Annotated in this window: 9 protein-coding genes, 1 tRNA gene and 1 pseudogene; 8 read left to right on the top strand and 3 right to left on the bottom strand. The window is 64.1% G+C overall.

The features are described from left to right. The first annotated feature begins 43 nt into the window (after positions 1-43). The 3 genes from ABOA88_RS18375 (at position 44) to ABOA88_RS18365 (ending at position 3,285) form a co-directional block, all read left to right on the top strand. Positions 44-117, top strand: a tRNA-Gly gene (locus ABOA88_RS18375). A gap of 314 nt (positions 118-431) precedes the next feature. Further along, on the top strand, positions 432-2,135 hold the full coding sequence (locus ABOA88_RS18370) for a SulP family inorganic anion transporter (protein ID WP_367851951.1): 1,704 nt from the start codon (positions 432-434) through the stop codon (positions 2,133-2,135). Between the two features lie 133 nt (positions 2,136-2,268). Continuing rightward, a complete protein-coding gene (locus tag ABOA88_RS18365) occupies positions 2,269-3,285 on the top strand; it encodes a DUF4917 family protein (protein WP_367851955.1) in 1,017 nt (338 codons plus the stop codon). A gap of 42 nt (positions 3,286-3,327) precedes the next feature. Here the strand turns inward: ABOA88_RS18365 and ABOA88_RS18360 are convergent, their stop codons facing one another. Both ABOA88_RS18360 and ABOA88_RS18355 read right to left on the bottom strand, forming a co-directional pair. Further along, positions 3,328-4,545, bottom strand: coding sequence for a class I SAM-dependent methyltransferase (locus tag ABOA88_RS18360; protein WP_196169987.1), 1,218 nt, complete (start codon positions 4,543-4,545; stop codon positions 3,328-3,330). Between the two features lie 101 nt (positions 4,546-4,646). Continuing rightward, positions 4,647-5,264 carry a TPM domain-containing protein gene (locus ABOA88_RS18355; protein ID WP_196169986.1) on the bottom strand — a complete coding sequence of 206 codons (618 nt, stop codon included), beginning with the start codon at positions 5,262-5,264 and terminating at the stop codon, positions 4,647-4,649. A 226-nt stretch (positions 5,265-5,490) separates the two neighbouring features. Here ABOA88_RS18355 and bglX point away from each other — a divergent pair, with 226 nt between their 5' ends. The 4 genes from bglX (at position 5,491) to ABOA88_RS18335 (ending at position 12,644) form a co-directional block, all read left to right on the top strand. Continuing rightward, positions 5,491-7,782, top strand: coding sequence for a beta-glucosidase BglX (gene bglX, locus ABOA88_RS18350; protein ID WP_367851952.1), 2,292 nt, complete (start codon positions 5,491-5,493; stop codon positions 7,780-7,782). A 201-nt stretch (positions 7,783-7,983) separates the two neighbouring features. Further along, the gene (locus ABOA88_RS18345; RefSeq protein ID WP_196169984.1) at positions 7,984-9,741 is read left to right on the top strand and encodes an ATP-binding protein; all 1,758 of its coding nucleotides are present in this window, start codon (positions 7,984-7,986) and stop codon (positions 9,739-9,741) included. After that, positions 9,735-11,069 carry a sigma-54-dependent transcriptional regulator gene (locus tag ABOA88_RS18340; protein WP_367851953.1) on the top strand — a complete coding sequence of 445 codons (1,335 nt, stop codon included), beginning with the start codon at positions 9,735-9,737 and terminating at the stop codon, positions 11,067-11,069. The genes ABOA88_RS18345 and ABOA88_RS18340 overlap by 7 nt, the downstream gene beginning before the upstream one ends. A 255-nt stretch (positions 11,070-11,324) precedes the next feature. Next, positions 11,325-12,644, top strand: a complete 1,320-nt coding sequence (locus tag ABOA88_RS18335) for an MFS transporter (RefSeq protein WP_367851954.1) — start codon at positions 11,325-11,327, stop codon at positions 12,642-12,644. A gap of 106 nt (positions 12,645-12,750) precedes the next feature. On the opposite strand, the gene ABOA88_RS18330 is transcribed toward ABOA88_RS18335, so the two are convergent. Further along, the gene (locus ABOA88_RS18330) at positions 12,751-13,500 is read right to left on the bottom strand and encodes a COG4705 family protein (RefSeq protein ID WP_196169982.1); all 750 of its coding nucleotides are present in this window, start codon (positions 13,498-13,500) and stop codon (positions 12,751-12,753) included. A gap of 330 nt (positions 13,501-13,830) precedes the next feature. Here ABOA88_RS18330 and ABOA88_RS18325 point away from each other — a divergent pair. Further along, positions 13,831-14,020, top strand: a pseudogene (locus tag ABOA88_RS18325) (hypothetical protein); the annotation flags it as partial.

Here is a 14,020-nt window from a genome sequence, read left to right as displayed (position 1 = left end):
TTCTCATGACGGGCGTGTTCTGGTAAAAATGTCGGCCTCTGAAGCGGGTATAGTTTATTGGTAAAACTATAGCTTCCCAAGCTATTGAGGAGGGTTCGATTCCCTCTACCCGCTCCACCTTCCTCCAGGCGCAGCCCGCGCCGATCCAGCCCTTATCCAATGCACAAGCACCCATCGCCAATCGCGAGGCTGGCCTGTCCGTATCTACGTTGCCCCTGGACAACCCAGAAACTGCTACGCGGCCCATCGCAGGTTCCGCAAGCTTCCTGGGATTCCGTGCGCTGTCCAATCCCCCGCTTTCCTTGACCTAGCCCATAGCCATCATCGGCCCGATCGGCTTGAATACTGCCCGTGGGAATCCGCTCGCAAGCGAAGCGGCCTCAGGACACTTATGCTGATCAGCACCCCGAAACATTTCCAAGGACGCGTGCATGTTTCTCTCCCGCTGGCTACCGGGCCTGGCCAACCTCCTGCACTACCGCCGTGAGTGGTTCCACGCTGACCTTCAGGCCGGCCTTTCGGTGGCCGCGATCCAGATCCCCATTGCCATCGCCTACGCCCAGATCGTCGGCCTGCCACCCCAGTACGGCCTATACGCCTGCGTGCTGCCGATGATCGTCTATGCCCTGGTCGGCAGCTCCCGCCAACTCATGGTCGGCCCGGACGCCGCCACCTGTGCCATGATCGCCGGCGCCGTCGCCCCACTGGCCATGGGCGATCCGCACCGCATCGCCGAGCTTTCGGTGATCGTCACGGTGCTGGTCGGTGTAATGCTGATCGCCGCCGGCGTTGCGCGGGCGGGCTTTATCGCCAGCTTCTTCTCGCGGCCCATCCTGATCGGCTACCTCAACGGTATCGGCCTGAGCCTGATCGCCGGGCAGATGAGCAAGGTGGTGGGGTTCAAGATCGAAGGCGACGGTTTCATCCTCAGCCTGGCCAACTTCCTCCAGCGCCTGGGCGAGATCCACTGGCTGACCCTGACCATCGGCCTGGTCGGCCTGGGCCTGCTGGTCTGGCTGCCGCAACGCTACCCCCGCCTGCCGGCAGCGCTGGTGACCGTGGCGGTGTTTACATTGCTGGCCGGCCTGTTCGGCCTGGACCGCTACGGCGTCGCCATTCTCGGGCCGGTGCCGGCGGGCATTCCGGAGCTGGCCTGGCCGCAAAGCACCTTGGCGGAAACCAAGAGCCTGCTGCGCGACGCCCTGGGCATCGCCACCGTCAGTTTCTGCAGCGCGATGCTCACCGCTCGCAGCTTTGCCGCCCGCCACGGCTATGCGATCAATGCCAACCACGAGTTCGTCGCCCTCGGCGTGAGCAACCTGGCGGCGGGGATGTCCCAGGGCTTTGCCATCAGCGGCGCCGACTCGCGCACGGCGGTCAACGACATGGTCGGAGGCAAGAGCCAACTGGTCGGCATCATCGCCGCGCTGGTGATCGCCTTGATTCTGCTGTTCTTCACCGCTCCCATGGCGTGGATTCCCCAGGCGGCCCTGGGCGCCGTGTTGTTGATGGCCGGCTGGGGGCTGATCGATGTGAAGTCCCTGGGCAAGATCTACAAGCTCAGCCGCTTCGAGTTCTGGCTATGCCTGCTCACCACCGCCGGCGTCCTCAGCCTGGGCGTGTTGCCGGGAATCATCTTCGCCGTGACCCTGGCCATCCTGCGCCTGCTGTACAGCATCTATCAGCCCACCGACGCCGTCCTTGGCTGGCTGCCCGGCGTCGAGGGCCAGGTCGACGTTCGCCATCACCCGGAAGCGCGGACGGTGCCGGGCCTTGTGGTGTATCGCTTCGACGACGCGATCCTGTTTTTCAACGCCGACTACTTCAAGATGCGCCTGCTCGACGCCGTCCAAGGTGAGAGCAAGCCCCAGGCCGTACTGTTCGACGCCGAGGCGGTGACCAGCATCGACGTCAGCGGCGTCGCTGCCCTACGCGAAGTGCGCGACACCCTCGCAGCCCAAGGTATCTACTTCGCCATCGCCCGCGCCCGTGGCAACTTCCTGCGCATGCTGGTGCGCTCAGGCATGGCGCGGGAAATGGAAGAAAAGCTGCTGTTCGGCTCGGTGCGTGCAGGGATTCGGGCGTATCGGGTGTGGCGCAACCGTACACACCGACAGCCTGCACTCGAACCGTAAGCAGTCCGTGGCCCAGTCACGTGCAGGTGCGCAATTGGGAGGTCTGGCCTAGGCAAGAGCGGCGCGCGTCCCGCATCAAGGCTGCGGCATGCTAAAGTCCCCCGCGTTCCTCGCCTTGCCCAACGGACCTGCCATGCCCTCTCTCGATGCCCATCTGCCTTCCTGGCAGGCGCTCAACGACCGCCATCCTTGCACCGCCCTGCTGGTGGGCAACGGCGCCAGCCGTGCCGTGTGGAAGCCGTTCGGCTATTTCTCGCTGTTCGAGGAAGCCCAGCGGGTTCGTCACAAAGCCTTGGGCGTGAGCGACCAGGCGCTGTTCAAGTCCCTGGGTACCGAGCTGTTCGAGCCGGTGCTCAGCACCCTGAACACCACGGTACGTGCCAATGCCGCGCTGGCCATCAACTCCACCGCGCCACTGAACCGCTACTACTCGATCAAGGAAGCCCTGATCCACGCCACGCGCGCCGTGCACCTGCCCTGGACGCGCGTGCCGAGCGACACCTTGGCGACGATCAACCAGGCTCTGCGCAGCTACCGCAACGTCTACACCAGCAATTACGACCTGCTCCTGCCTTGGGCTGTCAATCAGGCGCCGGAAGGCTTCGCCCCGCTGTTCGACGAGCAAGGCTTCTTCGATGTGCGCCGCACCGCGACCGAAGGCACCCGCGTCGTTCACCTGCACGGCGGGCTGCACCTGCTCAAACTTCCCGACGGCACCACCCGCCAGCGCAGCGCCGAATGCGCCGAGCTGCTCGACGGCTTTGCCGTGAACATTCCGGGGGAAGTGCCGCTGTTCGTCAACGAGAGCCGCAGCGAAGAAAAACTGCGCGCCATCCGCGCCTCGGACTACCTGTCGTGGGGGTTGGGCCAACTGGCCGGGGAACGTGAGGGCCTATGCCTGTTCGGCCAGCACCTGGACGCCAGCGATCAGCACCTGCTCGAGGCCATTCGCCAGGCCCGCCCCGCGCACCTGTCGATCGCCATCCGCCCCTTGAGCGAGGCGTCGATCATCAATCAGAAGCAGCATTTCATGCAGCGCTTCGCCGACCTGCCAGGAACGGCCGTGCACTTCTTCGATGCCGCCAGCCACCCGCTGGGTAATCCGACGTTGGCGGTCGTGGGGCCGGCAGAGCACGCCCGGCCCAGATGAATGCTCCACCTGTTCTTGGGCTGCTGCACGGCCCAAAACAGGTCAAGCGGCGATCAACCCATCCTGACGCAACAGCGTCTCCAGGCAATGCTCCTTCACGCCATAGAACGCCTTGAGCTGCTCGATCTTCTCCAGCAATGCGGTGTTGTCCCCCGCTTGCCGACGCTTGACAGCCAGGATCATCTTGTTCTTGTTGGTGTGCTCCAGCGAAATGAACTCGAACACCTTGGTCTCGTAGCCGCACGCCTCCAGGTACAGGGCGCGCAGGCTGTCGGTGAGCATCTCGGCCTGCTGGCCGAGGTGCAGGCCGTACTGCAACATCGGCTGGAGTAGGCCTGGGCTGTGCAGTTGCGGGCGAATCTGCTTGTGGCAGCACGGCGAGCACATGATGATCGCGGCGTTGCAGCGGATGCCGGTATGGATGGCGTAGTCGGTGGCAATGTCGCAGGCGTGCAGTGCGATCATCACCTCGATGGCCTCGGGCACCACGCTGCGCACGTCGCCGCACTGGAACTCAAGGCCAGGGTGCTCCAGCCGCGTGGCAGCGGCGTTGCACAGGTCGACCATGTCCTGGCGCAGCTCGACACCGGTCACTAGGGCTTCACGCGCCAGGCTGTTGCGCAGGTAGTCGTGCATCGCGAAGGTCAGGTAGCCCTTGCCCGAACCGAAATCCGCCACCCGTAGCGGCTGGTCCGGGGTCAAGGGTGCGCTGGCCAAGGCATGGTCGAAGACTTCGATGAACTTGTTGATCTGCTTCCACTTGCGCGACATGGACGGAATCAACGCGCCCTGGGCATCGGTCACCCCCAGATCGCGCAAGAACGGCCGCGACAGCTCCAGGTAGCGCTTCTTCTCCCGATCATGGGCAACCGCCGCCTGTTCACGGGCAGGCTGGGCGACATGACGCTGAAGCATCGGCTTGCCTTTCTTGCTGAAACCCAGCTGCACCTCGCCCTCGGCGGTGAACAGGTGGGCATTGCGAAAACTCTCGGGCAACAGCTCGGCCACCAGTGCCTGGGCTTGCTCCAGCGGCAGGTTGCGGGTGATGTCACGGGTCTGGTGGCGATAGACCAGCGACAGGCAGGGCTGACCCTTGACCACCAAGGGCTTGGCGATGATCCGCTGAAGGGTCTGGTCGGCGCCGACATGGCGCGCCAGCACCAGCTTGGCCAGGGTACCGGCCTGCAAGGCATCGGCCAGCAAAGCCAGGAACTGGGCACGCGCATCCGGCGCGGGGGTAGCGGAGGGAGTGGCGGACATGGGGAGTGGGTGCCTCGAATCGCGGGGGGCGCATAGCGCGCAATGGCCGGCATTTTACGTCGATGCCCGGCCTGCGCGAAGCCTTTATCGATGGACGCGGCTCAGTCCAGGATCACCAGGCGATTGGGCAGCTCGTTGCGCGCGAAGGTCGGCGGTACGTGTTCGCTGAGCAGCTCGCCACAGGCTTCGATGCAGTCGACGAAGCCCTGCAGGGTCTGACCCTGACACACCTGCTCGGTAAAGCGGGCGATGATGGCATCCCACGGCTGCTCGGGCAGATGCCGGGCAATGCCCTCATCGACCAGGATCTCCACATGGCGCTCGGCCTCGCTGACGAAGATCAGCACACCGGTAGCACCGGCAGTGTGTTGCAGGTTAAGTTCGAGAAACTGTTGCCGCGCCAGGCCCGAGGCGCGGCGCTGACGCAACAGGCGGGGAACCAGGCGGCTGGCCAGACGCGGGTTGCGCAGCAGCAGGCACAGGCCGACGAACGTCAACACCTGGACCACCAACAGGCTGCGCAAATCCGGCCACCCCAAGGCCATGTGCGCCAGGCCCGGTATGGCCAAAGCCAGCAGCGCGGCCCATAGCAGGGGCAGGTAGGCGTAATCATCCGCGCGGCGCGCCAGCACGGTCACCAGCTCCGCATCGGTACGTTGCTCGGCCCGGGCAATGGCCTCGGCAATCTGGCGCTGCTCGTATTCGTTGAAGACAGTCATGCCATGGGTCTCTCGATCGTTCTTATTGTTGTTGTCCCGACAGCCGGTCGGCGGGAAGTGTATCTCATGATGCCCGCCATATAAGGCATAATCCGCCGCTGCATTGGACCAGGCAGGGCCGATCAGCCAAGTGAAGCCCGGCGAACTGTACAACAATAGCCGCCAAGAAAACTCCGGCCGTGCACGTATCCCCCTGGATACGGCAGGGGCCACGACACTGGAATTCATGATGAAACTGTCTTTGCTGGGCCTGGCCATGGGCCTTGCCAGTCAGGCGGCCCTGGCCGCCACCTCCGCACCGCCACTGCAGGACAAGCAGGCGTTCATCGAACACCTGATCGGCCAGATGACCGAGGCCGAGAAGATCGGCCAGCTGCGCCTGATCAGCATCGGCCCGGAAATGCCCCGCGAGAAAATCCGTGAAGAAATCGCCGCCGGACGCATCGGCGGCACCTTCAACTCGCGCACCGCCCCTGAGAACCGGCCGATGCAGGACGCCGCCATGCGCAGCCGCCTGAAGATCCCGATGTTCTTCGCCTACGACACCATCCATGGCGAGCGCACCATTTTCCCGATCGGCCTGGGCCTGGCGGCGACCTGGGACATGGACGCCGTTGCCAAGGTCGGCCGCACCTCGGCGATCGAAGCGGCCGCCGACTCCCTGGACATGACCTTCGGGCCGATGGTCGATATCGCCCGCGACCCACGCTGGGGCCGCACCAGCGAAGGCTTCGGTGAGGACACCTACCTCACCTCGAAGATCGGCCAGGTGATGGTCAAGGCATTCCAGGGCACCAGCCCGGCCGAGCCCGACAGCATCATGGCCATCGTCAAGCACTTCGCCCTTTACGGCGCGGTGGAAGGCGGGCGCGACTACAACACGGTCGATATGAGCCTGCCGAAGATGTACAACGACTACCTGCCGCCCTACCGCGCCAGCCTGGAGGCCGGCGCCGGTGGCGTGATGGTGGCATTGAACTCGATCAATGGCGTGCCCGCGACCTCCAACACTTGGCTGATGAACGACCTGCTGCGCAAAGAGTGGGGCTTCAAGGGTGTGACCATCAGCGACCATGGCGCCATCCAGGAACTGATCCGCCATGGCGTGGCCCAGGACGGCCGCGAGGCCGCCAAGCTGGCGATCAAGGCCGGTATCGACATGAGCATGAACGACACGCTCTACGGCGAAGAGTTGCCCGGCCTGCTCAAGTCCGGCGAAGTGACCCAGGCCGAGCTGAACCAGGCTGTGCGCGAAGTGCTCGGCGCCAAGTACGACATGGGCCTGTTCAAGGACCCCTACGTGCGTATCGGCAAGGCCGAGAACGACGTCAAGGACTACTACGCCGACAGCCGCCTGCACCGCGAGGCCGCCCGTGACGTGGCACGCCGCAGCCTGGTCCTGCTGGAAAACCGCAACCAGACCCTGCCGCTTAAGAAAACCGGCACCATCGCCCTGATCGGCCCCCTGGCCGACGCGCCGATCGACATGATGGGCAGCTGGGCCGCCGACGGCAAACCGGAGCACTCGGTGACCGTGCGCGAAGGCCTGCGCCGCGCCTTGGAGGGCAAGGCCAAGCTGCTTTACGCCAAAGGCTCGAACGTGACCGGCGACAAGGCCATCTTCGACTACCTGAACTTCCTCAACTTCGCAGCCCCCGAGATCGTCGACGACCCGCGCCCGGCCGCCGTGCTGATCGACGAAGCGGTCAAGGCCGCCAAACAATCGGACGTGGTGGTGGCGGTGGTCGGCGAGTCTCGCGGCATGTCCCACGAATCCTCCAGCCGTACCACCCTGGAAATCCCGGCGGTGCAGCGCGACCTGATCAAGGCGCTGAAAGCCACCGGCAAGCCGCTGGTGCTGGTGCTGATGAACGGCCGCCCACTGTCGCTGGCCTGGGAGCGTGAGCAGGCCGACGCATTGCTGGAAACCTGGTTCAGCGGCACCGAAGGCGGCAACGCGATCGCCGATGTGCTGTTCGGCGACTACAACCCGTCCGGCAAACTGGCCATCACCTTCCCCCGTTCGGTCGGGCAGATTCCGATGTACTACAACCACATGCGCATCGGCCGGCCATACACACCGGGCAAGCCAGGCAACTACACCTCGCAGTACTTCGAGGAGCCCAACGGCCCGCTCTACCCGTTCGGCTATGGCCTGAGCTACAGCAGCTTCGAACTGTCCGGCCTGTCGCTGGGCAGCCAGCAGCTCAAGCGTGGCGGCACGCTGGAGGCCAAGGTGACGGTGAAGAACACCGGCAAGCGCGACGGCGAGACCGTGGTCCAGCTCTACGTACAGGATGTCAGCGCGTCCATGAGCCGCCCGGTCAAGGAACTGAAGAACTTCCAGAAACTGATGCTCAAGGCCGGCGAATCGCGCACCTTGACCTTCCGCATCAGCGAGGATGATCTGAAGTTCTACAATGGCCAACTGCAACGGGTCGCAGAGCCTGGGCAGTTCAACGTCCAGGTCGGCCTCGACTCCGAGGCCGTGCAGCAGCAGAGCTTCGAGTTGCTGTGACAACGTTCGCCCACAGGGCTGCGCTCTGAGCGCAGCCCTGTGGGCGCGGGTTGCCCCGCAAATACGTAGGTGAACTGACTGCCGTATTCGCGGGTAAATCCGCTCCCACAGGTTCCCTGCAAATCAGCTCGTTTGGTGTTGCTCTGTGCGAAGGCCAACCCGAACGTTGCGTACACACAGCACAGGCCAAGGATCAGCCGCATGCTATTTTCCTTCCGAACCTTGCGCCTGGCGCTGATTGTCCTGGTGATTGTCATCGGCACCGCGCTCAGCGCTGGCTGGGCGATGCACCAGGCCAAGCGCCAGTCGATGGAGACCGACGCGCGCCGGGCCAGCCAGCAACTGACCCTCTACGCCAATGCCCTGCACACCCTGATCGAGCGCTACCGTGCCCTGCCAGCCGTACTGGCGCTGGACCCGGAGCTGATCGCGGCCTTGCGTGGCCCGGTCACCGAACCGGTGCAGGACGCCCTGAACCGCAAGCTCGAACGCATCAACGGCGCCGCCAACTCCTCCACCCTGGAGTTGCTCGATCGCACGGGCCTGGCCATCGCGGCCAGCAACTGGCGCCTGCCGACCACCTATGTCGGCTCCAACTACGGCTTTCGCCCCTATTTCAAGCAGACCCGCAGCCACGGCAGCGGCCGCTTCTACGCGGTGGGTGTCACCAGTGGCGTACCAGGCTACTTCCTGGCCAACGCAGTCACCGACGAACAGGGACGCTTCCTCGGCGCCATGGTGGTCAAGCTGGAGTTCCCCGAACTCGAGCGCGAATGGCGCCAGGGCAGCGACATCCTGCTGGTCAGCGATGCCCGTGGCATCACCTTCATCGCCAATCAGGACGGCTGGCGCTACCGCGAGCTACAGCCGATTTCTTCCGCCGACCGTGCCGAGCTTGCCGAAACCCGCCAGTACGACAAGCAACCCTTGGTGCCCCTGCAGCATCAGGTGCTGACCGACTTCGGCGCCAACAGCCGCTTGAGCCGTGTGCAAGGCCCGGACGGCAGCGCCGAATACCTGTGGGAAAGCCTGCCGCTGGAGGCAGAAGGCTGGACTTTGCATCTGCTGCGTAAGCCTCAGGTCAGCGCCGAAGGACGCAACGCCGCGCTGACCGCGGCGGCGATCTGGCTGAGCCTGGTGTTCGCCGCACTGTTCGTCAGCCAGCGTCTGCGCCTGGCACGCCTGCGTCAGCGCAGCCGCGACGAACTCAAGCGCCTGGTCGAAGAGCGCACCCGCGAGCTGCGCACCGCCCAGGAGGGCCTGGTGCAGTCGGCCAAGCTTGCGGCCCTGGGGCAGATGTCAGCGGCCCTGGCCCATGAAATCAACCAGCCCCTGACCACCCAGCGCATGCAGCTCGAGACCCTGCGCCTGCTGCTCGACCACGGCCGCTACGACGAAGCCCGCCAGGCCCTGGAACCACTGGAGCAGATGCTCACGCGCATGGCGGCGCTGACCGGCCATCTGAAGACGTTTGCCCGCAACAGCCCCGGCGGGCTGCGCGAGCGCCTGGACCTGGCCACCGTGGTCGACCAGGCGTTACACCTGCTCGATGCCCGCATCCGTGGCGAGGGCGTCGAAGTGGCGTTGTACCTGGCACGTCCCGCGTGGGTCCGGGGCGATGCGATCCGCCTCGAGCAAGTGTTGATCAACCTGTTGCGCAATGCCCTCGACGCCATGGCCGACAAGCGTTACAAACGCCTGGAGATCCGAATCGAGGCCGATGATGGCCACTGGCGCCTGAGCGTGCTCGACTCCGGCGGCGGTATCCCCCCGGCGGACCTGGCCAGAATCTTCGATCCGTTCTTCACCACCAAACCGGTTGGCGAAGGGCTCGGCCTGGGCCTGGCGATCTCCTATGGCATCGTCCACGAGGCCGGCGGCCAGTTGCAGGCCGAGAACCTGCCCGGTGGTGCCCGCCTGAGCCTTACCCTGCCCCGCGACCTGGAGCCTGTATGTTGAATTCGGTAATCGTCGTCGACGATGAAGCCAGCATCCGCACTGCGGTGCAGCAGTGGCTGAGCCTTTCGGGCTTCAGCGTGCAACTGTTCGCCCGCGCCGAAGAGTGCCTGGCCCAGTTGCCGGAACACTTCCCCGGCGTGATCGTCAGCGATGTGCGCATGCCCGGCCTCGATGGCTTGCAACTGCTCGAACGGCTGCAAGCACTGGACCCTGACCTGCCGGTGATCCTGCTCACCGGCCATGGCGACGTGCCCATGGCCGTCGAGGCCATGCGCAACGGCGCCTATGACTTTCTGGAGAAGCCCTTTACGCCGCAGACCCTGCTCGGCAGCCTGCGCCGCGCCCTGGAGAAACGCCAGCTGGTGCTGGAGAACCGTCGCCTGCACCAGCAGGCCGATCTGAAGGCGCGCCTTGAAGGCACCTTGCTGGGCATGTCCCAGGGCTTGCAGACCCTGCGCCGGCAGGTCCTGGACCTGGCCTGCCTGCCGGTCAACGTACTGATCCGCGGCGAGACCGGCAGCGGCAAGGAGCGCGTGGCGCGCTGCCTGCACGACTTCGGCCCGCGCGCCGACAAGCCCTTCGTCGCCCTCAACTGCGCGGCGATTCCTGAAACTCTGTTCGAGGCCGAGCTGTTCGGCCACGAGAGTGGCGCCTTCACCGGCGCCCAGGGCAAGCGTATCGGCAAGCTGGAATACGCCAATGGGGGGACGGTGTTTCTCGACGAGATCGAGAGCATGCCCCTGGCCCAGCAAGCCAAGCTGCTGCGGGTGATCCAGGAGCAGAAGCTGGAGCGCCTGGGCGCCAACCAGAGCATCAGTGTCGACCTGCGCATCATCGCCGCCACCAAACCCGATCTGCTCGAAGAAGCCCGAGCCGGACGCTTTCGCGAAGACCTGGCGTACCGCCTGAACGTCGCCGAGCTGCGCCTGGCGCCACTGCGCGAGCGGCGCGAGGACATCCCCCTGTTGTTCGATCACTTTGTCCGCACCGCCGCCGAGCGCCTAGGCCGTAAGGCCCCGCCCGTGAACGGTGGGCAGTTGGCGCAACTGCTGGCCCATGACTGGCCAGGCAATGTGCGCGAACTGGCCAATGCTGCCGAGCGCCACGCCCTGGGACTGGGCGCGCCGAGCGTCGAGGCCAGCGCCGAAGGACAATCCCTCGCCGGCCAGATGGAGGCGTTCGAGGCCCAGTGCCTGCGCGCCGCGCTGCGACAGTACAAAGGCGAGATCAAGGCCGTGATGGAGGCCTTGCAACTGCCTCGGCGGACACTCAATGAAAAGATGCAGCGTCATGGGCTGGTGCGGGAAGATTTTCTCGAGCGCGAGTGAGCGGATTTTTGCCTAGCTATTTTGGCCGATGAGCAATAATCCGCTTATCGAGTGTATTGAAGGACGCTGCTACGCAGCCCATCGCCGGGCGACGTTGCGCCTAAAGGCGCCTTTGGATTCGCGGGTTGTGGGGTAGTCGTGCGCCGCGATGGGGCATTCAGGCCTGGCGGTGCACTCCTTTGGCATAGCTTCTGCAAAACCCTTCTCAAGCGCTGACCTGCGCGCTCCACAAAAACAACGAGAAGGTATCCCCTGATGGATAACGCCAGCACCCTGCCCACCGGGGCGGCCATTGCGCCCGCCGCGGAAAAAACCACCGCAAGCCGTCTCAAATCGATCTTCAGTGGCTCCATCGGCAACATGGTCGAATGGTACGACTGGTACGTCTATGCGGCATTCTCGCTGTACTTCGCCAAGGCCTTCTTCCCGGCCGGCGACACCACCGCACAACTGCTCAACACCGCCGCCATCTTCGCCGTGGGCTTTCTGATGCGTCCTATCGGCGGCTGGCTGATGGGCCTGTATGCCGACCGCAAGGGCCGCAAGGCCGCACTGATGGCCTCGGTCCTGCTGATGTGCGCAGGCTCCCTGGTCATCGCCCTGACCCCTGGCTACGATACCATCGGCGTCGCCGCGCCGATCCTGCTGGTCCTGGCGCGCCTGATGCAGGGCCTGTCGGTCGGCGGTGAGTACGGTACCTCGGCCACCTACCTCAGCGAGATGGCCAGCAAGGACCGCCGCGGCTTCTTCTCCAGCTTCCAGTACGTGACCCTGATCTCCGGCCAGCTCATCGCCCTGGCGGTGCTGATCATCCTGCAACAGACGCTCACCACCGAACAGCTGTATGCCTGGGGTTGGCGCGTACCCTTCGTGATCGGCGCGCTGTGCGCGGTGGTCGCCCTGTACCTGCGTCGCGGCATGGAGGAGACCAGCTCCTTCACCAAGAAGGAAAAGTCCAAGGAAAGCCTGATGCGCACCCTGCTGCGCCATCCCAAGGAACTGCTCACCGTGGTCGGCCTGACCATGGGCGGCACCCTGGCCTTCTATACCTACACCACCTACATGCAGAAGTACCTGGTCAACACCGTAGGCATGAGCATCAGCGACTCGACCACCATCTCGGCGGCCACTCTGTTCCTGTTCATGTGCCTGCAACCGGTGATCGGTGGACTCTCCGACAAGATCGGTCGTCGTCCGATCCTGATCGCCTTCGGCGTGCTCGGAACCCTGTTCACCGTACCGATCCTCAGCACCCTGCACACCGTGCAGACTTGGTGGGGCGCCTTCTTCCTGATCATGGCGGCACTGATCATCGTCAGTGGCTACACCTCCATCAACGCCGTGGTCAAAGCCGAGCTGTTCCCCACCGAGATCCGCGCCCTGGGCGTCGGCCTGCCCTACGCCCTGACCGTCTCGATCTTCGGTGGCACTGCCGAGTACGTGGCCCTGTGGTTCAAGAGCAATGGCATGGAAACCGGCTTCTACTGGTACGTCACCGGCTGCATCGCCTGCTCGCTGCTGGTCTACGCGACCATGAAAGACACCGCCAAGCATTCGCGGATCACCACCGACTGATCCTGCTCACGCAGTAATTGAAAAGGGGCGCTCCGGCTGACGGAGCGCCCCTTTTTCATGGTTCGGATGAGCGGTGAGCCGCATACGCCCCTGACAGTACCAGCCGTCAGGAAGCCTCCAACTCCCGACGCGGTTCACGGTTGTAGAACGACGCCATCAGGATCAGCACCAGCAAGATACCGCCGAGCACTGCCGAAGAGCCCACCGTGCCGAAGTCCATCCCACCTTTTTCGTGCGGTTTGGTCAGGAAGTCGCCCAAGGTCGCGCCGAATGGGCGGGTCAGGACGAATGCGACCCAGAACAGCACCACGCCTGGGATACGGGTCCAGTAGCGGGCCAGCACCACCAGGCCGATAGTGCTGCCGATCAACAGTGCGCCACCGGCGAAACCGAGGCCTGAGTCGTCCGCCAGGAAGTCGCCCAGTGCGGTGCCGAGGGTGTTGGAAAACAGGATTGCCACCCAGTAGAACAGCTCGCCGCCTCGGTTCTTGATGCGGGTGACGTCCAGCGGGTTTCCGCTCAGGCGCCAAAGGGCAAACGTCAGCAGCAGGATGCCGATCAGGATGGCCGACCCCGCGGCATAGCCCAGGCCCAGGGTACGGTCCATGAAGTCGGACATCGTGGTGCCCGCGGTACTGGTGGATAGGATGACCAGCCAGTAGAGCCAGGGGTTGTAAGAACGGGAGTAAAGCTGGGTGAGCAATGTCACCAGAAACACACTGATCAACAGCAGCGAGCTCATGGCATAGCCGATGTTGAGGGTCATCGACAGCAGGTCGCCCGCCGTCTCGCCCAAAGTGGTGGCGCAGATCTTCATGACCCAGAAGGCCAAGGTGATTTGCGGAAGTTTGTTCATTGTTTGCCGCTCCAGGGTTGAGTGGGCGCGATGCTGAGCGAGCGTCTTTGAAAAAACGGTTGGGGATGTATGAAAAAAGCGTTCGTTCATCGAAGGTTTCATTTAACTCGGGATTAATTCCCCTCCCGCATCCTTGAACCGTGGATAGGCCACCGCCCCTAGCGCCTGTCTCACGGGCCTCTCAGTCGTTTTAAAAGGCGAACGTGCGCCCAAATACATCGATTAAATCGATTTTTATGCGTGATTTTTTGCGCTTTTTAATCAAATTAATCGGCGTAGCATTGGACCCATAGAAACAAACAACCCGCGAATCTCACTGGAGCAACGACCATGAAAAGCAAACTGATCCTGACCCTGGCTCTGTCGGCACTGGCTACCGGTGCGTTCGCCGAAGACGGTTTCGACCGTACCACTGCCCACAGCTTCGCCGCCGCCCAGACCCAATCGGCAACTTACGCAGAAGATGGCTACGACCGCACCGGTGCACAGCGCTTCGCCGAAGACGGCTACGACCGCACCG

This window comes from Pseudomonas sp. PKS (genome assembly GCF_051913525.1).
Classification (GTDB): Bacteria; Pseudomonadota; Gammaproteobacteria; order Pseudomonadales; family Pseudomonadaceae; genus Aquipseudomonas; species Aquipseudomonas guariconensis_D.
Note: the sequence above shows the minus strand (reverse complement) of the source record. Positions and strands in the feature narration are given on the sequence as shown.